Below are 25207 nucleotides of genomic sequence, written 5' to 3'. Positions count from 1 at the left end.
TCGCTAATGTCCATTTTTATTGTTTATTTTCCACCACCTTTTTAGGGACAAATTGCCAATAAGTACCATCTTGACTTTGGTATGCTCCATTAGAAGCCTTTTTAAAATCAAAGGTTACTTTCCTTGTTTTAATTTTATAGCCATCTTTCAATTGCTCAGTTTTAACCCGTCCTAATTTCATCCATTCACCAGCTTGTGGTCGAGTATTTCCATTCTTCGAAAAGGCATTTAAAATATCTTTACTTAATTTTGATGACCTGCTCTCTTCATTGCCACCTAAGCGTGTGGCAATATAAGCAGTATTTTTATCAAACATTAAATAAAAAGAATTACTTAACCTGTTATCTTCTTTTTCTAAAGTCATTAGGCTTTGACCAACCCATTCCTCAGGAACCGTGGTCTGATTATGATAAAACCATGCTCCTCCACCAACGAAAAGCAATAATGCTACAAAAGTAGCCACAAATAGTTTTTTATTTTTCATAGCTCACTTTCCCTATCTAGAAATATTTACACAAATAATAAATTTATATTTATCATTTGTTGTTTATAATTATCACAGCTTTTTCAGTTTTTATTCATTATGTTGTGCTATACACAACTAAATTTGCCAATATTCCATACAATTTTTATATCCACATTTCATCAGAAATTTTTTTATTTGAGCTGCTTCTTCTGTATTTCCACTAAATAAATTAAAATACAACTCATGACAAATTCGATAAAGCAAAAAATGAGTAGTCGTTTCTAAGCTCGCTAAATAATCTAATGCAGCTTCAATATTATCTCCGTCTAATTTTTGCTTATAGCAATAGCAAAGATAATTATTACAAATAATTGCTACTCTTTCCCTCATACTCTCAGAACAAGAATTCTTTTGATAATGTTTTAATAATTGACCAAGAAAATAGTCTACTTGCTCTAAAGAAAATATTTTCATACAATCAGAAAATAATTGTAATGCACCGATATTTTCCACCCAATTTTCATGTTCTGAAAATCTAGTAACTATTTTATTTTTAAAGGCTAAACTTAAGTCAGATAAGCTATTTTCTAAAGAAGCAATAGCAATTATTGTTCGATATTTAAAAAGTTGATGCTCTTTTAAATCTAGGATTTCATTTAAATATATTCCTACTTTTTCCCTTTGATTGTTATTAAAAGCATACAACATCTTTTGCTTCAATTCTTCAGCTTTTTTATCTTCAGACGTATAGTAATCATACTTAACTTTATTAAAAAAATCACTGATATCAATATGGTGTTTCAAAATAATTCTAAATAAAGTATCAATTGAAATATTTTCTAATCCACGCTCTATTTTTGAGTAATGACCCTTGCTAATAATACCCTTTATCATCTGTTCCTGAGTTAAGCCTAATTTTTGACGTTCTTCTTTTAACGCCTGTCCAATTTTCATAATCTCATCTCCTTATTCGCTTTTATTTATTTTTTGTTAATTTTATAACAAAAAAAGAATTCAGAAAACTGAATTCTTTACCTAGATGATTAATTTGACTCATGTTAATTAGTTACTTTTGGTTGTTAATGCCTCCATCTCTCTGGTTTAAAAACAATCCTAAGTTTCTGTCTAATTTTTCAAAACTTGTGTTTCCTTCTGTCCCTCACGACTCACCAAATAATCATTAGCCTTAGCCAAGATTGCTGACAAGCCTTCAGATTTAAATTCCTTAAAGTTTTGCTCTCTAATTCTTTCTTGAGCAGCTTGATAATTTAACCATTCAGTCGACCTAATTTCACTTTCTTGTCGCTTTATTTTTTGACCAGCTTTATATTCTGCTAAAAATAGAGTTACTGTCTTTTCAATTTCGCTAGTGACCTTGTATGAATAACTCTCATGAAAATCAAAATCAAATTCAGGCTTTAATCCTACTTCTTCAAAGACTTCTCTCTTTGCAGCATCCCGTTCTGTCTCACCTGCTTCAAAAGGACCGTATTGTCCAAAGCCTGAAATTGAAGCAAAAATCAATTTAGGATACTTTTTGACCATTTCTTCAGGATCAAAACCTAAACGAGTCATTACGCCAGGACGGAAATTCTCAACTACTACATCAGCTTTAGCAATCATCTTTTCTGCCAAAGCATGATCTTGGGCGTTCTTTAAATCTAAGGCAATCGATTCTTTACCAGTATTGCAAATTCTAAAGTATTCACTAGAACCGTCAGCAAGATAAGGTCCCATGTGACGTGTATCATCGCCAGTTTCTCTTTCAACATGGATAACGCGAGCTCCAGCATCGGCGAGCATTCTACTACAAGTTGGACCGGATAAGACATGGGTAAAATCTATTACCAAGATTCCAGCTAACGGATAAGGCTTATTTTTATCTAGATGGGGATAATTTGGTTCTGACATTTTTACTTACACTTTCTGTAATATCTGTCTTCAAATTTATTTTAGTTAAAAATAGCAAAAACAAAAAGTCATCCTATCCAAATAGTAATATCATTAACTTAAGACATTAAATATGGAATTTGACCCTTTTTTATTTTTATCTTATCGCACACTCCTAAATTATTAATCAGCCATCAAATATTCTTTAATTTTTCTTTTTGCACTAAATGCAAATTGAATTTCTTCACCAGTAGGAAAGAGAATCAATCTCTTCTTCAAATTTATACTTGTAATATTTTTCATATTAACTAAATAAGATTGAGAAACTTTAATAAAACTGGGTATTTTATCTTGTATATTCTTAATATCACCCGTAAATTCACTAATCTCATTTTTAGCAATAATTTTCAATCTATGCGGAAACGGCGTAGTAGAAATATAATAAATGTCATCTATATTTACTCTATAAAAATTATTACCTATTTGATAAGTAAAAATATTATTTTTCTTTTCAAGAAATTCTTCTAATTTATAAGCTGATTTTTCTAAATCTTGTGTTATTTTAGTTTGAATTTTAGCTTCTTCATTACCTTTTACAATATAATCCAATGCTTCTATTTGATATTCAAAAGTTAATAAGGCTAATTCATCATGAGTAGTTATAAATATAATCTGTGCGGTCTTCTGCCTGTTACGTATTAAATTTGCTAATTCAATTCCATTTTTATCATCTGGTTTCGAACTCAATTGAATATCTAAAAAATAAATGTCAGGAAGTTTAGAGCTAGAATTAATAAACTGAAATATTGACTCATAGGAATAAAAAGTGTTACTTATCTCAAATTTTTGATGTTCACTAGATAAAAATATACATGATTTTTTAATCATATAATTGATATGTTCATTTTGATCTCTATCATCTTCACAAATAGCGATTTTAAAAGTTCTCATCTATTCATCTACTCCAACTATATTTAAAGTAAAAATAAACCAATTATTATTTATTCGATAATTTACAAATAATGTAGGATATTTTTGTTTTAATTGATTAATATTTGAAAGTCCTAATCCTTGATGATTCTTCTTAGTAGAAAAACCAGTTTGTTGAATTTTAGACAGTTGAGGAATATTTTTTATTTTATTTCTAATCTCAAAAGTAAATGTTTTTCCATTTTGAAATATATATGCATTTATTTCACCAATTTGATTATTTTTACTTTCTTCAATTGCATTATCAAAAGCAATTCCAATAATTCTACTTAAATCAAAAGGATTAACTAGTTTATCTAAATTATCAATCTTAGTGGCACATTCAAAACTAAATTTTATATTATTTCTATCAATTTCATTTATTTTGCTAATCAAAATACTTTTAACTTGCAGATCCTTTACTCTTATCAAATCTTTGTATTCTTCAAAATTTTCTTGATCTAATTCATTTTCTGAATATCTGTCTAACTTATTAATTAATATATCATTATTATCTTCTTTAATAGCATTACGTAAGCTTATTAACATATTTCGATAATCATGTTTAAATCTACGTAATTTTTCTTCACTATATTCTAAGTTTTTCAAATATGACTTGAGGTTATTTTCTCTTTCTTTATTAAGTCTATCCTCTAATCGTCTATCAAATAACTTATTCTGAATATAGAATGCATATATCATAAACAAAAATTGAATAAATAAAAGGAGCGCAGTAATTAAAATTCCAGTTAAATCTTGATTTGCTTTCATACTTATTAAGCCAATTATATGGAGCGCTATAAATGCATAAACAATTAATCCAAGAAGAAGATAGTTTTTTTCTTTAATGAATAATTGGTATAATTTTACTCTTTTAATTAAAAAATAAACCAAAACATAATAAGTAACTGCTATTGGCACAAAATACGATGTAATTATTGGAAATGACAGTCCAATTAATCGTATAAACAAATCAGCCGCATAAGTAATCAAATTAGCAAATAAAATTGTACTAACTATTTTACTTAACTGGCTTTTCTTACTATAAAAAAATATTCGCTGATTGTAAAATTAAATTGAACACTTGATAAAAAATAAAAAGTCCATTCGGACCTGTTTGATAGAATGTTAATAACCACAAAAACTTTCTATTGGAGGTCAAAATGGACTCTTTACATTCTACCATGAACCAGCACGTTAAAGGCAAGCATTTATCATTTGAAGAGCGAGTTATTATTCAATTGCGTTTGAAAGATGGCTATTCTTTGCGTGCAATTGCCCGTGAACTTAACTGTTCTCCTTCTACTATCAGCTATGAGGTTAAGCGTGGCACTGTAAAACTGTATCATGGTAAAGTCAAAAAATATAAGGCTACTCAAGGGCATGATGCATATAAAGCTCATCGTAAAAATTGTGGGCGCAAATCAGACTTTCTCAGGAAAGCTCAATTCATGCGCTATGTCCACAAGCATTTTTTTAAAGATGGCTGGTCGCTTGATGTGTGCAGTAATCGTGCTACTGCTGTTGGCGAATTCGCTAGCAGCGATGTTGTCTGCACCAAAACTCTTTATAATTACGTTGATCAAGGCTTATTAGGAATTTATAATTACGACTTGCCAGAGAAGCTTAAACGCAATACTAAGCTTCATCGTATTCGCAAAAATAAGAAAAAACTTGGCAGAAGCATTGAAGAACGTCCTAAAGAGATCAATAAACGTAATGAATTCGGTCATTGGGAATGCGATTTAGTTCTCGGACATAAGAGCAAAGATGATGAGGTACTGCTAACCTTATCTGAGCGTATGAGTCGTGAGTTTTTAATTCTTCGTATTCCTGACAAGACTTCTGTCAGTGTCATGCAGGCCTTTAAAGAACTCCAAAGGCAATACAGCGAACATTGGAATGATATTTTTAAAACCATTACCACTGATAATGGCTCAGAGTTTGCAGATCTTTCCAACCTAGAAAAAGTATCCAATACACTGGTTTACTATGCCCATCCTTACACTTCTTGTGATAAGGGAACAGTTGAAAGACACAATGGTCTTATTCGCAGATTCATTCCTAAGGGAGAAGCAATAGCTAACTATTCTTTACAAGACATCATTAATATTGAAACCTGGTGCAATTCTTTGCCAAGAAAGATACTGGCCTATCATACACCAGATGAAATCTTTGAAAGAGAATTAGATCTAATCTATCAAGCAGCTTAACTAAAAGTGTTCAATTTATTATTGCAATTTGCGAAAGTTTTAATTTTAGCAAAAATAAAAAGTCGTTCAATCAAAACGACTTTTTATTCATGTTCAAGCAAATAAGTATTAGCCTTAGCCAAAATTGCTGATAAATCTTCAAATTTAAATTCTTTAAAGTTCTGTTTTCTAATTCTATCTTGCGCATCTCTATAATTTAACCATTCAGTCGATCTAATTTCACTTTCTTGCCGCTTTATTTTTTGACCAGCTTTATATTCTGCTAAAAATAGAGTTACTGTCTTTTCAATTTCGCTAGTGACCTTGTATGAATAACTCTCGTGAAAATCAAAATCAAATTCAGGCTTTAATCCTACTTCTTCAAAGACTTCCCTCCTTGCAGCATCCCGTTCTGTCTCACCTGCTTCAAGATGTCCCTTAGAAAATGCCCAAGCACTCTTGAATTGTTTATAAGGTTGACTTTGAATTAGTAAATATTGGATTTCTTCATTATTTTTACGCCAGATAATAGCGCCTGCAGAGTATTCTTGTTTCATAGTTGCTATCCTTTTCTACTACAAATCTTCCTTGAATCCACTTCTTGCCCATAGCCAAAGAGCAGCCTGAAAATCAATGGGTACATATTCTGTATCGTTTAAAGCTTCAATCCAAGCCTCTATTACATAATCTTGTACTTTTGAACTCTCTAATTCTTCATCTGTAATTAGTCCTAACCGATGTGTAGCTCTAATAATATGTCGATTAGTTGCAATATAAATTTTATCAGTGTTAATCAAAGGTAAATTCGTATATTGATACATCACATATAGCCAATAATTGCACAATTTTTTACCTGATAAGTACGGAAAATCTTTTTTCTTTTCAACCTGCATGTAGTGCCGTACCTTTTGAATGTCATTATCAAAATAGGCAAAAAAATCCGTTACTCTTCCATTAAAGTTATTAACTAAAGTCTGACACAACCTAATCCAAATTTGTGTTTGCTTATTTTTCTGCAAAGCCAAATTATATTTAGTCAAGGCATCTTGCACTTCAGTAAACTCTTTCTTTACTACTTCTCCTGGATTAAATACAAACTTAGTTTCATTATTTTCAAAAGTTGCTGTAGCACTTTTCCATAAGGTATTGGAATTTCTTTGATAATCCAGAGCTGTTGGTAAAGTATAGAAGATAGCATTTTCTTCAGAATTAGGATCTAACTTTTTAGGACGCGTATCTTCTGGTAGTTCACTTCCCCAATACCCATTTCTATAGAGCTTATTTAAATATTCCAGTTTCTTTAAAATTTCTTTCTTCATACTTCCCCTTATCCCAAACAAAAAACGCCTTGTCAGACACAATTATATCTAACAAAACGTCTTTATTTCTATCTTAATCTAAGCCGCACTTTTCAAAAATTTCATCAACATGCTTCAAGTGATAATGATAATCAAAAGCATCGTCTAGATCTTCTTCAGACAAGTAATTCATAACTTCACTGTCTTCAATTAACTTTCTAAATGAAGTTTGTTCTTGCCAAGACTTATTAGCTAGCTTTTGCACCATATCATAAGCCTTTTCACGTGATAAACCTGCTTCATCAATTAACTTCAAAAGCACACGTTGTGAATAGATCAAGCCATAAGTACGATCCATATTCTTGAGCATTGTTTCTGGGAAAACATCTAAGTTGGTTAAGATGCGGTTGAAACGGTTCAACATGTAGTCAATTCCAATGGTTGCATCAGGTAAAATTACACGTTCAGCACTTGAATGAGAAATATCTCTTTCATGCCATAAAGCTACATCTTCATAAGCTGGTACCATGTAGCCACGCATTACTCTCGCCATCCCGCATAAGTTTTCAGAACCAATTGGATTATGCTTATGAGGCATTGCAGAAGAGCCCTTTTGGCCAGCTCTAAAGTGTTCTTCAACTTCATGAATTTCACTTCTTTGCAAACCACGAATTTCAGTAGCCCAATTTTCAATACTGGTTGCAATTAAGGCAATTGTAGCAATGTAGTACGCATGTAAATCTCTTGGTAAAACTTGACTAGTTACAGGTTGCTGAGTTAAACCTAACTGCTTTAAAACGCTAGTTTCAACTGCTGGTGGCACATTTGCAAAAGTACCAACGGCACCAGAAATCTTACCAGATTCTACATCTTTAGCTGCTGCTTTAAAGCGTTCAATATCACGGTTAATCTCAGCATACCAGCGAGCAAGCTTCAAACCAAAAGTAGTTGGTTCTGCTTGAACACCGTGAGTACGGCCCATTTCAACAGTGTATTTGTACTTCTTAGCTTTTTCGGCAATAGTTTCTTTTAAAGCCTCTAAGTCTTTCAAAATGATCTCATTAGCTTGCTTTAAGATATAACCTTGTGCAGTATCCACAACATCAGTTGAAGTTAAGCCGAAGTGAACCCACTTCTTCTCTTCACCTAAACTTTCAGAAACTGTTCTCGTAAAAGCAACCACATCATGGTGGGTAATGGCTTCAAGTTCTGAAACACGCTCAACAGTAAAAGAAGCATTGTCTGCAATCTTCTTAGCATCTGCTTCTGGCACTTCACCAAGTTCTGCCCATGTGTTAGTTGCAGCGATTTCTACCTTTAACCAAGCAGCGTATTTATTTTCTAAGGACCAAATTTTGCCCATTTCTGGACGAGTATAACGTTCTAACATAAATTATTTTTCCCAAGGATTCTTCAAAACAATAGTTTGTTCACGGTCAGGACCAACTGAAACAGTAACTAGAGGAACACCTACTAATTCAGAAACGCGGTTCAAGAACTTCTTAGCATTTTCTGGTAAATCTTCCCAAGTCTTTACATTGGTAATATCTTCTTCCCATGCAGGAAGTTCTTCATAAACTGGCTTACATCTGTATAATTCCTTCAAACTTGCTGGGTAGTAGTCGATCTTTTCACCATCAAGTTCGTAAGCAGTGGCAATCTTAATCTTGTCAAAACCAGAAAAGACATCTAATAAGTTCAAACTTAAAGCGTTGATACCAGCAACACGCTTAGCGTGACGAAGAGCAACTGAATCAAACCAACCGACACGACGTGGACGACCAGTAACAGTACCGTATTCATGAGCAGTTTCACGAATGCGATCACCAACTTCATCTAATAATTCAGTTGGGAATGGTCCTTCACCAACACGAGTAGTGTAAGCCTTGCAGACACCAATAACAGTATCTAAGCGGTTAGCACCCATTCCGATACCAGAAGCAATCCCACCTGAAATAGTGTTTGAAGAAGTTACGTATGGATAAGTACCTTCATCAATATCAAGCATTACTCCTTGTGCACCTTCAAAAAGAACTTTTTCGTCGTTATCTAAAGCATCGTTTACAACTACTGAGGTATCAGTAACGTATTTCTTCATCTTTTGACCGTATTCAAGGTACTTTTCAAAGATGTCTTCAAATTTAAGTTCAGGCTTACCGTAAACCTTAGTGAATAAAGCATTCTTTTCAGCTAAATTAGTACGTAACTTCTCTTCAAAAGTATCTCTTTCAAGTAAATCGCAAACACGGATACCAGTTCTTGAAGCCTTATCCATGTAACAAGGACCGATACCATTCTTGGTAGTTCCGATCTTCTTGTCACCCTTTGCTTCTTCTTGATAAGTATCTTGCAAAATGTGGTAAGGCATAATAATGTGTGCGCGGTTAGAAATCTTCAAGCCGCTAATGTCGATACCTTCTTTTTCAAGGTTATCTAATTCTCCGAACATTACTTCTGGATTGATAACTACACCATTACCAATTACAGCACCCTTCTTAGCAGCAAAAATTCCAGATGGAATTAGGCGCATTTTGAAAGTCTTATCACCGATTTCAATTGTATGGCCGGCATTATTACCACCATTTGAACGAACAGCCATTGCTGCTTCTTTACTTAAGAAATCGGTAATTTTACCCTTTCCTTCGTCGCCCCATTGACTACCTACAACTGCTATTGCTGTCATTTGATTTCACCTCATAAAAATCATTTTCTTAAAACCGAAGACTAGTTTAACAATCTATATCTTAATAGTCAATTGATTTCCGAACATTTTTAATAATCAATAAAATAAATATTCATTTTTATTCTTGACTTTGACTAACTTCACCCGTATATTAACTCATGTAGTTTTTAAAGAGCACGAGGTAAATTAAATGAGCAATTATTTTAGTATGGAAGCTTTCGATTATGATGACATCCAACTTGTACCTAATAAATGTATTATTAAGAGCCGCAGCGAGGCTGATACAGGAGTTAAATTTGGAAGTCGAACATTTAAAATCCCAGTTGTTCCTGCAAACATGGAAAGTGTTATCGACGAAGATTTAGCCATCTGGCTTGCAGAACATGGCTACTATTATGTTATGCACCGTTTTTACCCAGAAAAACGCGCTGACTTCATTAAGATGATGCACGATAAGGGATTATTTGCTTCAATTTCAGTTGGAATTAAGGATAGCGAATACGACTTCATCGACTATCTTGCTAAGGAAAATATTATTCCGGAATATACAACAATTGATGTGGCACATGGTCATTCCGACTATGTCATTAAAATGATCAAGTATATTAAGGAAAAATTACCTGATACCTTCTTAACGGCTGGTAATATTGCTACTCCTGAAGCAGTTCGTGAATTAGAAAATGCTGGAGCTGACGCAACTAAGGTTGGTGTGGGACCTGGTAGAGCCTGCATCACAAAGCTTAAGACCGGTTTTGGTACTGGTGGCTGGCAATTAGCAGCGCTTAGAATGTGTTCTAAAGCAGCTAGAAAGCCTTTAATTGCCGATGGCGGAATTCGCCATAATGGTGATATTGCTAAGTCTGTTCGCTTCGGTTCTTCTATGGTTATGATTGGCTCACTTTTTGCTGGTCATGAAGAATCTCCTGGTAACTTAATTACTATTGATGGTAAGCGTTATAAACAATACTGGGGTTCAGCTTCTGAAGTTCAAAAAGGCGCCTACCGCAATGTTGAAGGAAAGCAAATGTTAGTTCCATACCGTGGCTCAATTAAAGATACCTTACGTGAGATGCAAGAAGATCTCCAGTCTTCAATTTCTTATGCTGGTGGAAAAGATCTAAGTGCAATTAGAGTAGTAGATTATGTTATTGTTAAATCTTCTATCTTCGATGGAGATAAATAATAAAACTAAGATAGACCACAAAATATTAATACTCAGAAATAACGATAGTAAAACGCTATCGTTATTTTTATTTTGGGCTTATTAATTTGATGTAAACTAGGCTTATCACAACCTTTAGAAAGCTGGCAGAAAATGATTAAAACGGCCAAACAAGTTTTAGCCAAACCATTTACATCAAATTTTTTCTTTATCTTTTTGCAAGGAATTATCATTGGATTAATTACTGGCCTAATTGTTGGGACTTTCCGGTGGATTATTGACCACACAATGAAATTTCTATTTTTTATCTATCCTTTAATGCGTCAAAAGCCGATCTATCTTGTTCCTTACCTGCTTGGGAGCATGATAATTTGTCTGATTCTTGCTCAAGTTATTAAACCAGTCCTCAACAATATTACTGGTTCAGGTGTTCCTCAAGTTGAAGCCATAATGCTTGATGAAAATAAAATGAATTGGTGGAGCATCTTGTGGCGTAAGTTTGTTGGGGGGCTTTTAGCAATTTGTCCGGGACTTTTTCTTGGACGAGAAGGTCCTTGTATTCAAATGGGCGCTATGGTTGGACAAGCTTTTGGTCAGAATCTTTTTCATGCCGATGATGAAGATCTTAAGAGACTCCAGGGATGCGGGATTGCTGCTGGCTTAAGTGCAGCTTTCTCAGCTCCATTAGCTGGGGTCTTCTTCTTAGTAGAAGAAATAACCTTTAGTTTTGATCCGAAAGAATGCCTAACTGCTCTAGCTGCTGCAATGACATCTGACCTAATGACATTATGCTTTTTTGGCACTACTCCCTGCCTTTATCTTCCCTTAGATAGGTCTTTACCTTTAACTTCTTATTGGTTTGTAATCTTAATGGGAGGTCTTTTGGGCTTACTTGCTTATTTCTACCAATACTGCCTCTTAAGCCTTAAACCCATTTATTCAAAACTTACTATCATCCCTAAAATCTACCACAGTATTATTCCGCTAATCTTAGTAATTCCAATTGGCCTTTGGAATGCGAAGCTGCTTGGCGGTTCTCACGATTTTATCTCTGGTCTTTTTGAACCAACCTTTATGAAAAATATCCAAACTGGGATGCTAAGTTTAACTTTGTTGCCACTTATTTGGTTTATTGTTCGCTTTATTTTTTCAATGATCTCATATGGTGCCTCAGTTCCTGGTGGTATTTTTATGCCAATTCTTGTTTTAGGAGCCTTACTAGGTGTTATCTTCGCCGTGATTATGATTCACTCCGGAATTGCTCCAAAGCGTTGCTATGGCATTATTATTGTTACCTCCATGTGTGCTTACTTTGGTGCTATTGAAAAAGCACCCTTTACTGCTTTAACCCTGCTAACAGAAATGGTTGGCTCAGTTGAACAGATCTTTCCAATGCTCGTGGCAACTTTTATTGCTTATTTCGTTTTAGATCTCTTAGGTGGAAAACCAATCTACGAGGCCTTAAGAATTCAAATGGATTTTCAGAAGTTATATGCTCCCAAACGTTAAAAATACAACTGACAAATAACCCTCACAACAAAAAAGATGTCGTTAATCTTCGCATTACGCGTTGATTAAACAACATCTTTTTTAATATTTCTACAAGTTGATCATAATGCTGAAGGCTAAGCCCCAAATAATAGCATAAATGACAACAATCATTACTAGGTAAATTACTGCACCCCAGAATGGATCGTGGATCATCTTTTCGGTTCCTGGATCAGGACAAACAACCAGTAAGAATGAACCTAAAGAAAACAGTGCATAGAAGATCCAGACTAAGGCTTCTCCAAATCCAAGCAAGCCTGAACTTAAGCTTAGAATTAAGAAGAAGAATGCACAAATTACAATCCAGAAATTCCAGTTAGTTACTTGTGCAACCTTGTTGACATACTGCCAAAAGCCACCGGTACTACCGAACACGAACAAGTGACCAACCATGGAACAAAGAATCGTAATAATTTGAACACAGAACAGAATTACGATTGACCAGAAGGTAAAACCTGATGCATGATGGATCAGCGTAATATCAAACATATTAGCAATATAATTACTAGTAATAGCTAAACCAATGAATAATACAATATCTTCACCTAATAAGGTAACGACTCCGTACCACTTTTCCCCTAGGTTGTGGCCGAGAGGATAGCGCCATGACTCTACCAGCCAACGCCAATATGTGTTAGGAGTTTCCTCTTGTGGAGCTTGAACTTCATCTCTCATAATAAATTCCTCCTCAAGATTATTGATCTTTCAATTCTTATTATAACAATAATCCTTATTTATAGGCAGAATAAGGTCTTTTAAAGTCAAAAAGTATCAAAAAAGCAAGTAACTATTAAATTACTTACTTTCAATGAAATGTTAAACAACCTTTTATGTAAAAATAAAAGAAAAGTGGATTAGGGTTTTCACCCTAATTAAAAATCAAACTGTTATTTATTATTCTTTGGAGTATCAGCCTTTTTCCATTTTAGGCTGTTTAGATCACCTCCTTTAAAGAAGGCGCGATAATCATCTACCGTGTTTTCGGGTTCTGAAGTTGAATTTTCGTTATCTACCGTGTCTTTGGATCCAGAATCTGAATTTTTGCCTTCATCAGATTTAGGATATTTACAATTAGGAATGAATACATGATGAAGTTCTTTAGAGTTCTGTATATCTATGATTCTTATTCGTGTACCAATCGGAACTATATCAGTCCATTCTTTACAAATTGCTTCCGCTTCATAGTAACAAGGCTTATTGTCCCGAGCTTCATTTTCAAAATCTAATTGAGATTTCCTCTCAGTATTAGAAATTTCATTTGCTTCTTTAACTTGAGGATAAATATTAATATTATTGACATTCTGATTACTTCCAAGAATATCCCCAATATAAGATGTTAAGCGTGTAAACCTGCCAAAAACATGGCCCGCATCAATACAATATGTAGCTGAGAGGTTTTCTTCATAATTTTTAGATAAGGCTTCCCGCATAAGAGTGTCAAGAAGCATAGCCTTGTTTCCCTTTTCTTTTTTTCTCTTATTTATCCACGATTCTTTATGGGAAACATCCTCAGGAACATATTCTTTCATATTCTCTGACAGACAACCACGCCAACCAGTAATTATTACTCTCCCATATTCATAATGGCACACAGGAAGAATAATCTGGTTATGTGATGAAAAGTCTTCTATGATCTTGGCTGGCTTTTTATTATCTGTTAGCCTGAAGTAATTATTGTTATTACCCTCAGTATACTCAATACTGTAATTACGTAGCTGCTTAACTTCACCTAAGTTCTCATCTTCTTCAAACCCAAGGCGCTTCAGCACTTCTTTTTCTTTCATAAAAAGACTAGTTACGCTTTCTCTTCTTGTCGCCCACTAAAGAGCCTAGGCCTAGGGATGCTAAAGACAATCCTGCTAAAGCAGCAAATACGCTAAGCTTATCGTTAGCACCAGTTTGTGGTAATGAATTCTTAGATGCATTAGCTTGGGCAACTAACTTCTTAGTTTGAGGACTTAAAACAGATGCATTATTTGATCTTACTACAGTGTTAGTTAAGACTTCACTTCTTTGGGTAGTAGATACAGCAGCTGCTGGAGCTACTAAGCTAGAAGTGCCAGCTTGAACACTAGTAGTTGTAGTAGCAGTATGCTTAGGAGCTGAAACATTATCTAAAGCCTTATTGATTTGAGCATCAAGAGCAGCACGTTTTTGGTCTGCCTTTTGCTTGTTGATTGTAGTATTTAATTGCTTGATCTTAGATTCATAGTTAGTGATAGCTGTTGATAAGTCTTCAATGTGGTTATTCAACTTAGTCAGTTCATCTTGAGCTGCTTGGTATTCTTTATCAGTCTTAGCAGCGTCTTCTTTTGCTTCGTTATAAGCTTTAGTCTTAGCTGCTAATTCAGCATTTGCCTTGTTCAAGTTATCAATTACATCTTTATGGGTGCTTACATATTCATCATATGCAGCTTTAGCCTTAGCTAAGTTAGCGTCAGCTTGTTCCTTAGTAGTTTTAGCAGTTGATAACTTAGCTTTCAATTCATCTAAATGAGAAGAAATAGCTGATAATTCACTTGTTGCCTTGTCTAAGTTAGCTTTGCTTTCTGTTACTGCACTTTCAGCCCTACTCTTTGCACTGTTAAGATCATTTAGCTTAGCTGTTAACTTATCTAAGTTGGCTTTAGCAGCGTTAAATTGAGCAAGAAGATCTTTATTCTTAGCTTGGTAAGTAGCCAAATCAGCTTCTGCCTTAGATTGAGTCTTATCTAGGGATGCTTGTTTATTCTTCAATTCTTGAACGCGACCTGGTAGAACTGCAATCTTCTTGTCTGCATCTGCCTTAGTTGCTTTTGCGTCTGCAAGAGTCTTGTTAGTATCACTAATTGATTTAGTCAAATCACTAATGCGAGTGTTAAGTCCTTTAATGTCGTTAGTTAAAACGTTAATTTGGTTATCTAAGTTAGCTTTCTTAGGAGTTAACGTGTTTACTAAAGCGAAGTTATCAGTGTATTGCTTTTTCAATTCACTCTTGTCATCAGTTAATGGAATAGTTGCATTAACATTAAATACTTTTGGATCGAGAACCATGGATTCATGAACATTAACTACGTGGATGTCCATGTCGTCAAAGCCCCAACGATCTTTTGTTGGTTTCACACTGAAACTAATTGCGGCATAGTTTTTACCTTTTGCACTATAATTGAAATACTCTTGTGACAAAATACCATATGCATGAAGCCATTCATTATAATTGAATGCGAATCGTTTAACTGCATTATATACTTGGTTCTTCAAATGATCCATATCATCTAATCGATTATTGTAATCACTTTGTGAATGATTATACGATAGTGCGACATTATAAGCTAGTTCTTGTAATGATTGAGTACTACCGTCAGCCTTCATTCGTTTAGCTTGTTCAAATGTTGGTTCTGTTTGCCCAAAACGATCAGTCATCATATTTTCATATAATTGACCAGATTTGCTAAATGATCCATCTCTATGCATTTTTGATTGCAAACCATATTGATGTGCTAATTCATTAATTGCTTCACTATCGTGGCCATCTTTATCGGAATCCCAATCATCTTTCACATATCTATCTGCGATAGCGTTTGCAAAGTTTAATGCTGAATCGTTAAACGTCCAGGGATCTACGCCAATTTGGCTTCTTAATTGATTAATCAAATCAATACCAAACTTATTTAATTCGATTTGGTCAGCTCTTGACATATGCTTTAAATCAACCATATGATTCTTTTCAGCTTCATTATGCGTGTATTCGTTTTGCGTCCAGCCAATCCAGCTTGCAGCTTCCATTTCTTTGTAGTAATCATCGGTATGTGATTTGCCATTCCATCTCTTCACAGTATCCTTATAAACTTGCGGCATGACCATAGTGTTGACTACCGCATCTTTATCCGCATCTAATTCGGCTTTTGCGATGTTCATCTGGTTTTGTGCGGTTTGCAAATCTTTAGCTACTTGATCTCTTTGACTAGTTAAGTCGCTAGCTTGTTTTTGCTTTGAACTTAATTCACTCTTTGCGCCATTTAATGCGCTAGTATCTCTATTTAATTTTGCTTGTGCATTATTAATAGTTTCTGCTGCTTTATTTGCAGTGTCTTGTGTAGTCTTTAACTCGTTTTGTGCTTTAGTTAATTCCTTAGCATTTTCTTGTGCAGCCTTCTGTGCATCTTGTGCTTCTTTAGCTTGTCTATCTAATTCGGCTTTTACTGGCTGATAATCCTTATTTACAGCATCATAAGTCTTTTGAGCTTGTTCAACTTGCCCTTGAGTTTTACTGATTTCTTCATTAGTCTTGTTCAAAGTTTCAGTATTAGTCTTTAATGCGTCTTCTTGCCCTTTTTGATTGTTTAAAGCTTCTGCTTGTTTAGTATTTTGAACATTAATTTGTTCTTGAGTGGTTTGAACATCAGCGTTAGCTTTATTCACATCGTTTTGTACAGACTTAACATTATTTTCGTAAGACGCATCATAATTTGCTTGAGCGTTAGCTTGAGCATTTTGAGCAGTCTTTAATTGATCTTGAGCGTTAGCTAAACCTGATTGAGCTGATTGATTATTTGAATCTGCAGTTAAGACTTTTGCTTGAGCATCTGGAACTTTACGAACAGCATTGTCACGATCTGCTTGTACTTTATTTAACTGATCTTGAGTTTGAATTAAATCTTTTCGATTTTGATCAATTGTCTTTTGTGCTGCATTCTTATCAGCTTGCTTTTGAACTTCAGCCGCATGAGCGTTTTGAGTATTAACGCCAGCTACTGCACCAGCAGCAAGTACGGCAGCCGAAACATACATTAACTTACTATTTTTACTTTTCATTCTTACTCCTCCGAATATAATTAAATAACTGGTTTCGATCTAAAAGGTAGACACAAGCCTAGTTTACCCCCCCCATTTTTTATTTTGTCAAGGTGTTTTACGAACAAAGCAAAAAAACCAAACGACATCGAAGAAAAACATTGTTCTTCAACATCATTTGGTTCTTTATAAAATAACTTATTCTGTTAACTATTCACTCTTGTGCATTGTCTAGCTCTTACTTCAACATGCTATAGGCATATGGCAACTCAAGTGATGGATCTGCATTCAAGTTCACATCACTAAACTTACCTGCTTGATACAAGTTATAAGCAGCTGCCCCAATCATTGCCGCATTATCTCCGCAAAGCTTCAAGTCTGGTAAGATCACCTTTGGCTTAATATCAGCAGGCAACTTTTCAATCTCTTCTGCTAATCGATCCCGTAAGCCATGGTTTGCGGCGACCCCGCCGCCTAGAATAAAGGTCTTTGGCTTATATTCCTTAATGGCCCTAATTGTCTTGTGACTTAACACATCAACAACTGAAGCTTGGAAGCTTGCAGCTAGGTCATACTTATTAAGCTCTTCATGAATTTGATCTGCATGGTGGCAAGTATTAATGAAGGCACTCTTAAGACCTGAGAAGGAGAAGTCATAGTCATCATCTTCCATCATTGCTCTTGGGAAGTGGAAGGTATCTTTCCCCTTATGTGCCCATTCATCAATGGTCTTACCTGCTGGGTAATTAACACCCAAAACGCGGCCGATCTTATCATAGGCTTCACCAGCTGCATCATCCCTCGTATCACCCACAATTTCAAAGTGGATCGGATCCTTCATCAAGACAATCTCAGTATGTCCACCAGACACCTGCAAAGCAAGAGCTGGATATTCAATCTCATCCTTTAATTGCGCTGCCATAATGTGGCCCATAATGTGGTCAACGCCAATTAACGGAATTCCAGTTGCCATTGAAGCTGCCTTTGCTGCACTAACACCAATCAAAAGTGCCCCAACTAGACCTGGTCCATAGGTGACCGCAATTGCATCAATATCAGCCCAAGTCGCATTTGCTTCATCTAAAGCTTCCTTAGTAATCTGCGTAATTACTTCAATATGGTGACGACTTGCTACTTCTGGCACAACCCCACCAAAGCGTTGGTGACTTTTAATTTGAGTAGCTACAATTAAGCTTTCGATTTCACGACCATTTTTAATCACAGCAGTTGAAGTTTCATCACATGAGCTTTCAAATGCTAAAATTCGAACATCTTTTTTAGTCACTTTATCTCTTCCTATTCTTAATCTGTCAATTCTTTAATCATGCTAATCGCATCTGCTTGTTCAGTAGTATAGTAGTTCTTCCGGATAAAGTTATCCTTAAAGCCTAACTTACGATACAAACTCTGAGCATTATAGTTATCGCTGCGTACCTCTAAAGTCATCTGAACTGCGCGATTTTTCTGAGCAATCTCAATCATGGTTCTGAGCAAGAACTCACCAATTCCTCTTCGTTGATAGGTAGGCTTTACCGCAATATTGGTAATATGTCCTTCTTGAGCCTGCATTCTCATCCCCACAAAGCCCACCAAAGTCGAGCCTTGATAAACTACCAAGTACAAGGAATTAGCATGCTTCTTTAATTCACTCTTAAAAGAAAATCGACTCCAAGGCGTCCGTCCAAAATACACTTCTTGCTCTAACCCTAACAAGTCCGCAATATTCTCATCGCTAGCCTTCATAACCTGATAAGTTTCATTATTCAGTCTCAAGGCAAAAGGCGTAAAGCTGAGGTCGATTTCTATCGGATGGAAAAATAAACTAAACTTCTTCAACATAGTCGCTATCAGGACCAAATGCCTTTCCAGTCTTATTATGCCAGTCCATTTCAGCTTGCGTACGTCTCAAATATTTTGGCACCATCTTATCAGGATCTACTGCTTCTTTATTAAGAGCTAACTTTCCAATTTCACCAGCATGAATTTGGTTGTCGCCAGCATCTTGAGTGAAATTGTCTGAACCTAGTAAGTCCTTAATTTCATCTTGGTATTTTTCAATTGGGCTACCAACAAAGATAACTTGTTCAGATAAGCCAAGGTCTTTCACCTTATTCATCAAGTCATCTAAATGATAGTGACCATCAGGAACTAGATTCTCTAACTTGCCGTTAGCCTTATGATAAACGCCAGCAAAGAAGTTCTTGTTACGAGCATCTAATTCACTCACGATTAAGCCATCGCTTGCGCCGTTAGCTAATGCAGCTAAAGTTGATACTCCAACTAAGTCTTTATTTAAAATAGAAGCAAACATCTTCGCAGTAGTAATTCCAATTCTTAAACCAGTATAAGAACCAGGACCTTCTGCAACTGCAAAACGATCAATATCTTTTAAAGTAAGATCATTTTCCTTCAACAATTCATTAATTAAAGGATCTAAATGTTCACTATGATTTCGATGATCTTCTTCGTTCTTTTCCCAAATTTTATCTCCATCATTCAAAGCTACGCTCAAATGATTGGTTGCAGTAGTAATACTTAATATTTTCATTTAAATTCTATCCTTATTATTATCGAAATTACCTTCTTATTTTAACACGTTGAAGAGCATTTAAAATCACGTAAAGAACGACAATTTGAATCCAAGGAGTGATCAACTCTTTTAGAATTCTTTGTAGAAATGCTGCTCTTAAATCTAAGCCATATAATAGATGAATCCAGTAAGTATTCATTAAGACATTAACCACTAAGGTAACTAATAAGGTTGAGGCAATAATACGCCACCACTTAATTGGTTTTTGATATAAGAAGAGGGCGTAAATTACCACACCAACAATTGCTGACAGCGTAAAGCCCGGGAAGAAGCCTCCCTCAACTCCAAAAATCGCTGACCGCAATAAGTCACTAACTAATGCCCCAATTCCGCCCCACAAGGGACCAAAATAATAAGCAAGCAATGCACTTCCAATAAATCCTAAACCTACCTTTAAGGTTGATGGGCCAAAAGATATCTTCTCAAGCACAATATCCATTGCTACAAAGAGTGCCAGGGTAACTAACCCCTGCAAATCTAATTTCTTTATTCCTGCCTTCATTGGCATCCCTACCTTTCAAAAAAAGCACGACTGTACTAACAACAAGTCATGCCTTTAATTTTCTTTCCAATTAATTTCAGCCAAGGCAGACACCTCACCCTGATTAGAAATTAAATGATACGAAGTCAATGTATCTTGGTCAAGCTCTACTTCTGCTAGTGCTTGATCTCCGTATTGAACTTCTTTTTTAAATGAAATATCAATACTTTTAACAGTATGAGAATTCAAGAACTCTCTTGGCAAGGTATCAATCATCCAATCAAAATAAATACTATTAGTTAAATGATGGTTTGTATCTAAATCATAATATCTAACAGTATATTTTTTACTTGAGCGATATTCTTTTAAGGGACGTAATCTCTTAAAGCGCGGCATATGTTTCAAGTATGGATTTCCAAATTTCTGCATCATTTGGTCATCTGCTTCAGTAATTTTGCGATTTTTTAAATCTAAAATTACCCATTGGCTTTTGACATCCACTATCTTTTTGTTAGTAGAATCAATTATACCAAAATCTCTGTATTCAAAAAAGCGATTATATCCACTACCGTTGGTAGTAACAGTAATTTTTTCACCAGCTTCAGGCAAGCGATCAATATCAAGATGATACTCAACTACAACCCAGCCTAGATTTTGCTTTAGTAAATCATGAATTCCAGCACCACCTGCTGTTAATTGATCATTTGAAACCTGCATAAAATGCTCAATTAAATGAGGAAGTTGAATTTTTCCTGTTTCATCACAATCACCATAGCTAACTTGGTGCTCTTCTTTAAAAATCTTTTCCATCTTAATCCTCGTGCTTAATTTTGATGGTATTTGTCATAAAGTTCATTCTTTGAAACCTTATTTGCCTTAGCAACTGACTTAATCGCATCTTTTTTACTTTCACCAGCTGCTACTTGGTCGGCTACTTGCTTGATTAACTCATCCCAAGAAAGTTGCTTTTCTTCCTCTTCATTAGGAGAAACTAAAACCACAAATTCACCTCGTGGATCGTTCTCAGTGAAGTATTCATTAATTTCACTGATTGATCCTCTGATATATTCTTCATGAATCTTAGTTAATTCACGAGCCAAGGCAATTTTTCGATCTGGCTTAATTACTTCAGCTAAAGTCTTCAAGGTCTTCTTCAAGCGATGCGGTGCTTCATAAAAGATTGAAGTAGCACGCGAAGTGTTCATCATTTCAAAGTACTTCTTTTGCTCACTGCTCTTACGCGGTAAAAAACCATAATAAGTAAAGGGTTGTGCATCAAAGCCAGAAGCAATTAGGGCAGTCGCAAAAGCTGAAGGACCCGGAAGAGAGACAACAGGAATATCATTTTTGATACATTCTTGCACCAAGACATAACCTGGGTCTGAGATTACCGGCATTCCAGCATCAGAGATCTCAGCAATTGTCTTTCCTTCCTTAAGCAGCTTAATCAATTCTGGAGCGCGTTCTTTAGAATTATACTTATGAAAAGAAATCATCTTATTATGAACGCCAATCTTTTCAAGCAAGATCCCACTAGTTCGGGTATCTTCAGCTGCAATGTAGTCAGCTTCAGTTAGAATTCTTTTAGCTCTTAAAGTAATATCTTCTAAATTTCCAATTGGAGTAGGGACAAGATACAGACGTCCCTTATCTTTTTTATTAAAACTACTCTGCACTTGCATAATTTTTATCCCCTACTCTTTTGTCCGTGATTTACAAAATTATCTAAAATATCTAAGCAGAACATGCAATCTTCACCTGATTCACGGTGAGAACCATAGTACATATTGCAGATATGGTAACCAGAATCGTAAATATTTCTCAGTGACTTCAAACCAGCTTGCGACTTATTCTCAGCTGGTTCTTTATTTGCATCTAGCTTACTAATTTTTTCTCTTAATAGTTGGTTTTCAACTTTTAATTCTGTATTTTCTTTCAATACTTCAAGCATGTCATTTTCCAGACCGGCAACAGTTTTTGTCATTGCCTGAAGATTGTGCTGTAATTGTGACAATTGTGAAAATGGATCCACTCAAAAACACCTACCGTTCAAAACTCAATACTAAATAATCTAATGTATTGTGGAAACTAACATTACTAGCTCGCATCTTATCGCAAGTCATTAATAACTCTAATAAAGATGCACTTTCCCTTAACTTTTTACCAGCTTCTAAACTCTTCATAGTCAAAGTCTTAAGCTGATAAAAAACAAACTTTTGATTCGCTGGCTTAGTAGCAAGACTACTAATCTGATTCACACGCACCAAGGCTAAATCATTATGTTCTAATAATTCTTGAAACAAGTATCTACTCTCTTCTTCAAGCTTACCTGTATCGCCTAGATCATCAATTTCTTCATCTGTTAAGCCATATTCAAGTAATTGTGCTCTTTTACTATCAATCTTTTCATCAGAAAAATTAAGAATCTGCGTTCTAGATTTAACTGTTGGTAAAATTTGATTTTCATTATTTGTGATCAGAATCGTAACTACTGGTGCTACTGGTTCTTCTAATAAATTAAGCAAGGCGTTGCTTGCAGCTAAAGTTAATTTTTCCGCATTTTCAATTATAAAAAAGCGGCGATTTCCTTCAACAGGGCTCTTAGCAAGTTCTTCTTTTAAAGGACGAATCTGATCAATTGAGAGAGTCTGCTTACCTTCTAGTTTTACTAAGAAGACATCTGGATGATTTCCATCTAAGATTCTCTGACAATTGTTACAAGTTCCATCTGGCTTATCTTCTCCCAAGCAATTAAAAAGGCAGGCCAGCCAGTAAGCTGTATTTATGCCCTTCTTTTGCATGGGATCAACAAACAAGTAACTGTGGGCAACTTTTTTATTTAAATATGCATCCCTTAAAAGATCAGCCTGCTTTTGGCCGATATTTTTTAAATCAATCATTAAAAGTGCTTAAATTCCTCAACTGGTAATACAAAGACAGTCGCTCCACCAACAGTAACTTGAACTGGTTTTCCAAGCATGGAAGTGCCTGCAGCATCCATGTTCATATTCGAGACATATTGTTCTCTAGTATGGGAGCTCTTTTTAATGATTTCTAATACTTCATTTACACGGTCATCTTCAATACCCACGATAAAAGTTGTATTCCCTGCTCTCAAAAAGCCACCGCTGGTAGCTAATTTAGTTGCACGAACATCATTTTGAATAAATTCTTTTGCTAGGGTATCTGCATCTTTATCCTGTACAATTGCTAAAACAAGTTTCATTCTTACCAAATCCTTACATAAAAATATCAGGTAATTGTTTTCTTATTATTTTAACACTATTAGCTGCAACATCCTTGATCGGCAAATTAGCATCTACTTTTTTAATTCGATCAGGATAGCGTTCAAGTAATTCACGATAACCAGCATAGACCTTATTATGGAAGTCAATTTTTTCTTGTTCAAGTCGATCTTCTTGACCAGCGCGCTCTTTTTCAATTCTAGCTAAACCAACAGCTGGATCTAGGTCTAAGAAGATGGTTAAATCAGGCTCAAGTCCGCCAGTTCCGAAATCATTAATTTGCTTTACTTCTTCAATGCCTAGATTTCTACCTACACCTTGGTAAGCGAGTGAACTATCAATAAATCTATCTGATAAGACGACCTTACCCGCTGCTAAGGCTGGACGAATCACTTCACTTACGTGTTGACTTCTTTGAGCTGCATAAAGCAAAGCCTCAGTTCGATTGTCCATTTCTTTATTTTCTGGGTCTAAAATAATTGTTCTGATATTTTCTGAAATTTTAGATCCACCTGGCTCACGCGTGACAAGAGTCCGTTCTTGTAAACTTTGTGGTAATTGCTTAATTATTTCGTTAATAACTGTAGTTTTTCCTGCCCCATCTGGGCCTTCAAATGTAATTAAATATCCTCTCATGTCTACCCCCACTTGGCATTGTACTGTAAAAGAAAAAAGAAAGACAGACTTGTTTTTTCAAGATTATTTATTTTTCCACAAAAAAAGTCCACCGCAGTGGACTACATTATCTAGTAATAACGCTTGATGAGCTACTAGATTTAGTGTTTCTTCTTCTTGCTTCTTCATACAAAAAAATAAATTTTGCATGGAGAATTTTATTTAAAACTCGATTATCAAATGAATAATCAATTGTCGTTTGATCGAAAACTTTTTGTTCAGCAAGTTGTCTTTGCAGTTGAGCAACAATTCTTAGTAATCGTTCGTCGCCTGCTTTTTTAACTTTGTTCCTTTTTCCAATCATAGATCTGTTCTCCCTTGAACAGCGCGCTTCAAAGTAATTGAGTTGGCGTATTCAATATCGCTACCTACGGCTAAACCAGCAGCAAGACGCGTTACCTTTAAGCCAGCTGGCTTAATCAGCTTAGCTAGATACATAGCAGTTGCTTCACCTTCTGGGCTGGAGTTTAGGGCAAGAATAACTTCTTTAACTTCATCTTGTTTTTGAAGTCTGGTAATTAAACTTTTAATGTTAATTTCTTCTGGGCCTACTCCATCCATTGGGGACAAGACTCCATGTAAGACATGGTACAAGCCATTATATTCGCCCATTTCCTCAAAAGCCATGACATCTTTTGGCTGCTCAACTACCATTATCGTTGAACGGTCACGGTTTTGATCGCGGCAAATCTCGCATGGATCACTTTCAGTAATATTCCCACAAATAGAACAAGAATGAAGATTTTCTTTTACCTGCATTAATGACTTAGAAAAGTCTTCCACGTCATCTTCCGGCATGTCCATTGTGTAAAAGGCTAAACGTGTTGCTGTTTTTTCACCAATACCAGGCAGCTTCATGTAATTATCAATTAAACGGGCAATTGGTAATGGATATTGCATCTTACATCAAACCTTTAGTGTATTTGCCCATTGATGCTTGAGTAGCATCATCTACTGCCTTGATTCCCTTGTTTACAGCATCGATAACAAGATCTTGAAGCATATCTGGATCATCTGGATCGATTGCTTCCTTATTAATCTTCAAGTCTTTTAGTTTACGGTCGCCGCTAAAAGTAGCAACTACCATGTCATCTGCAGACTTACCAACAAATTCTTGAGTAGCTAAATTTGCTTGTTCAGCTTCCATTTGTTGTTGCATCTTCTTAGCTTGCTTAATTAAACCTTGCATGTTACCCATGCCCATACCACCAAAATTAGGTCTCTTACCCATAGTT

General features: G+C 35.2%; 27 protein-coding genes and 2 pseudogenes. 3 read left to right on the top strand and 26 right to left on the bottom strand.

Translation table 11 applies throughout. From position 1 onward, the window contains the following. Window positions 1-16: 16 nt before the first annotated feature. The 6 genes and pseudogenes from H0I41_RS02205 to H0I41_RS02180 form a co-directional block, all read right to left on the bottom strand. Complete coding sequence (locus H0I41_RS02205; protein ID WP_135014777.1) at window positions 17-484, bottom strand: hypothetical protein; 468 nt, start codon at window positions 482-484, stop codon at window positions 17-19. Between the two features lie 117 nt (window positions 485-601). Next, entirely contained in the window at window positions 602-1420 is an 819-nt protein-coding gene (locus tag H0I41_RS02200) for a helix-turn-helix domain-containing protein (RefSeq protein ID WP_135014779.1), read from the bottom strand. A gap of 171 nt (window positions 1421-1591) precedes the next feature. Next, a pseudogene (locus H0I41_RS02195) lies at window positions 1592-1936 on the bottom strand (NUDIX domain-containing protein); the annotation flags it as partial. Between the two features lie 9 nt (window positions 1937-1945). Then, window positions 1946-2377 (bottom strand): annotated as a pseudogene (locus H0I41_RS02190) (CoA transferase); the annotation flags it as partial. Between the two features lie 162 nt (window positions 2378-2539). Next, entirely contained in the window at window positions 2540-3307 is a 768-nt protein-coding gene (locus H0I41_RS02185; protein ID WP_135014783.1) for a LytR/AlgR family response regulator transcription factor, read from the bottom strand. Further along, window positions 3308-4096: a sensor histidine kinase gene (locus tag H0I41_RS02180; RefSeq protein ID WP_228099773.1), complete on the bottom strand. Its 789-nt coding sequence runs from the start codon at window positions 4094-4096 to the stop codon at window positions 3308-3310. It abuts the gene before it with no gap. Window positions 4097-4488: 392 nt separating this feature from the next. Between H0I41_RS02180 and H0I41_RS02175 the strand changes: the two genes are divergently transcribed. Further along, window positions 4489-5538, top strand: a complete 1050-nt coding sequence (locus H0I41_RS02175) for an IS30-like element ISLjo1 family transposase (RefSeq protein ID WP_011161461.1) — start codon at window positions 4489-4491, stop codon at window positions 5536-5538. An 83-nt stretch (window positions 5539-5621) separates the two neighbouring features. On the opposite strand, the gene H0I41_RS02170 is transcribed toward H0I41_RS02175, so the two are convergent. From H0I41_RS02170 to H0I41_RS02155, 4 genes are all read right to left on the bottom strand, one after another. Continuing rightward, complete coding sequence (locus H0I41_RS02170) at window positions 5622-6074, bottom strand: bis(5'-nucleosyl)-tetraphosphatase (RefSeq protein WP_011161586.1); 453 nt, start codon at window positions 6072-6074, stop codon at window positions 5622-5624. An 18-nt stretch (window positions 6075-6092) separates the two neighbouring features. Beyond that, on the bottom strand, window positions 6093-6836 hold the full coding sequence (locus H0I41_RS02165) for a hypothetical protein (protein WP_135014569.1): 744 nt from the start codon (window positions 6834-6836) through the stop codon (window positions 6093-6095). A gap of 73 nt (window positions 6837-6909) precedes the next feature. Next, a complete protein-coding gene (purB, locus tag H0I41_RS02160) occupies window positions 6910-8205 on the bottom strand; it encodes an adenylosuccinate lyase (RefSeq protein WP_011161584.1) in 1296 nt (431 codons plus the stop codon). A 3-nt stretch (window positions 8206-8208) separates the two neighbouring features. Beyond that, window positions 8209-9498 (bottom strand): adenylosuccinate synthase, encoded by a 1290-nt coding sequence (locus tag H0I41_RS02155; protein WP_011161583.1) that lies wholly within the window; start codon window positions 9496-9498, stop codon window positions 8209-8211. Between the two features lie 190 nt (window positions 9499-9688). On the opposite strand from H0I41_RS02155, the gene H0I41_RS02150 reads away from it, so the two are divergent. Continuing rightward, window positions 9689-10681, top strand: coding sequence for a GMP reductase (locus tag H0I41_RS02150; RefSeq protein ID WP_135014570.1), 993 nt, complete (start codon window positions 9689-9691; stop codon window positions 10679-10681). Window positions 10682-10813: 132 nt separating this feature from the next. Next, window positions 10814-12169 (top strand): ClC family H(+)/Cl(-) exchange transporter, encoded by a 1356-nt coding sequence (locus H0I41_RS02145; protein WP_135014571.1) that lies wholly within the window; start codon window positions 10814-10816, stop codon window positions 12167-12169. Window positions 12170-12259: 90 nt separating this feature from the next. On the opposite strand, the gene H0I41_RS02140 is transcribed toward H0I41_RS02145, so the two are convergent. The 16 genes from H0I41_RS02140 to H0I41_RS02065 form a co-directional block, all read right to left on the bottom strand. Next, the gene (locus H0I41_RS02140) at window positions 12260-12883 is read right to left on the bottom strand and encodes a hypothetical protein (protein WP_135014572.1); all 624 of its coding nucleotides are present in this window, start codon (window positions 12881-12883) and stop codon (window positions 12260-12262) included. A gap of 212 nt (window positions 12884-13095) precedes the next feature. Further along, on the bottom strand, window positions 13096-13992 hold the full coding sequence (locus H0I41_RS02135; protein ID WP_135014573.1) for a hypothetical protein: 897 nt from the start codon (window positions 13990-13992) through the stop codon (window positions 13096-13098). Window positions 13993-13999: 7 nt separating this feature from the next. Next, window positions 14000-17002, bottom strand: a complete 3003-nt coding sequence (locus H0I41_RS02130) for an SEC10/PgrA surface exclusion domain-containing protein (RefSeq protein WP_135014574.1) — start codon at window positions 17000-17002, stop codon at window positions 14000-14002. A gap of 217 nt (window positions 17003-17219) precedes the next feature. Then, window positions 17220-18266, bottom strand: coding sequence for a tRNA (adenosine(37)-N6)-threonylcarbamoyltransferase complex transferase subunit TsaD (gene tsaD / locus H0I41_RS02125; protein WP_135014575.1), 1047 nt, complete (start codon window positions 18264-18266; stop codon window positions 17220-17222). Between the two features lie 17 nt (window positions 18267-18283). Next, complete coding sequence (rimI, locus tag H0I41_RS02120; protein WP_135014576.1) at window positions 18284-18820, bottom strand: ribosomal protein S18-alanine N-acetyltransferase; 537 nt, start codon at window positions 18818-18820, stop codon at window positions 18284-18286. Next, window positions 18804-19529 (bottom strand): tRNA (adenosine(37)-N6)-threonylcarbamoyltransferase complex dimerization subunit type 1 TsaB, encoded by a 726-nt coding sequence (tsaB, locus tag H0I41_RS02115; RefSeq protein WP_004896750.1) that lies wholly within the window; start codon window positions 19527-19529, stop codon window positions 18804-18806. Before tsaB ends, rimI begins: the two co-directional genes overlap by 17 nt. Before the next feature lie 28 nt (window positions 19530-19557). Then, window positions 19558-20073: a folate family ECF transporter S component gene (locus H0I41_RS02110; protein WP_274381715.1), complete on the bottom strand. Its 516-nt coding sequence runs from the start codon at window positions 20071-20073 to the stop codon at window positions 19558-19560. Between the two features lie 54 nt (window positions 20074-20127). Further along, complete coding sequence (locus H0I41_RS02105; protein WP_135014577.1) at window positions 20128-20862, bottom strand: acyl-[acyl-carrier-protein] thioesterase; 735 nt, start codon at window positions 20860-20862, stop codon at window positions 20128-20130. 14 nt (window positions 20863-20876) lie between these two features. Further along, on the bottom strand, window positions 20877-21734 hold the full coding sequence (rsmI, locus tag H0I41_RS02100) for a 16S rRNA (cytidine(1402)-2'-O)-methyltransferase (protein WP_023599260.1): 858 nt from the start codon (window positions 21732-21734) through the stop codon (window positions 20877-20879). Between the two features lie 5 nt (window positions 21735-21739). After that, a complete protein-coding gene (yabA, locus tag H0I41_RS02095; RefSeq protein ID WP_004895731.1) occupies window positions 21740-22084 on the bottom strand; it encodes a DNA replication initiation control protein YabA in 345 nt (114 codons plus the stop codon). Between the two features lie 10 nt (window positions 22085-22094). Then, window positions 22095-22952, bottom strand: a complete 858-nt coding sequence (locus H0I41_RS02090; RefSeq protein WP_135014578.1) for a DNA polymerase III subunit — start codon at window positions 22950-22952, stop codon at window positions 22095-22097. Further along, complete coding sequence (locus H0I41_RS02085) at window positions 22952-23278, bottom strand: cyclic-di-AMP receptor (protein ID WP_004895733.1); 327 nt, start codon at window positions 23276-23278, stop codon at window positions 22952-22954. Before H0I41_RS02085 ends, H0I41_RS02090 begins: the two co-directional genes overlap by 1 nt. 13 nt (window positions 23279-23291) lie before the next feature. Further along, window positions 23292-23933, bottom strand: coding sequence for a dTMP kinase (gene tmk / locus H0I41_RS02080; protein ID WP_135014579.1), 642 nt, complete (start codon window positions 23931-23933; stop codon window positions 23292-23294). 106 nt (window positions 23934-24039) lie between these two features. Beyond that, a complete protein-coding gene (locus H0I41_RS02075; protein ID WP_004896742.1) occupies window positions 24040-24276 on the bottom strand; it encodes a YaaL family protein in 237 nt (78 codons plus the stop codon). After that, window positions 24273-24872, bottom strand: coding sequence for a recombination mediator RecR (gene recR, locus H0I41_RS02070; RefSeq protein ID WP_061400187.1), 600 nt, complete (start codon window positions 24870-24872; stop codon window positions 24273-24275). Before recR ends, H0I41_RS02075 begins: the two co-directional genes overlap by 4 nt. Window position 24873: 1 nt before the next feature. After that, window positions 24874-25203: a YbaB/EbfC family nucleoid-associated protein gene (locus H0I41_RS02065; RefSeq protein ID WP_061400186.1), complete on the bottom strand. Its 330-nt coding sequence runs from the start codon at window positions 25201-25203 to the stop codon at window positions 24874-24876. Window positions 25204-25207: the final 4 nt, after the last annotated feature.

The sequence above is a fragment of the Lactobacillus johnsonii genome (genome assembly GCF_014058685.1).
Taxonomy (GTDB): Bacteria; Bacillota; Bacilli; order Lactobacillales; family Lactobacillaceae; genus Lactobacillus.
This window is presented reverse-complemented; position numbering and strand designations above follow the sequence as displayed.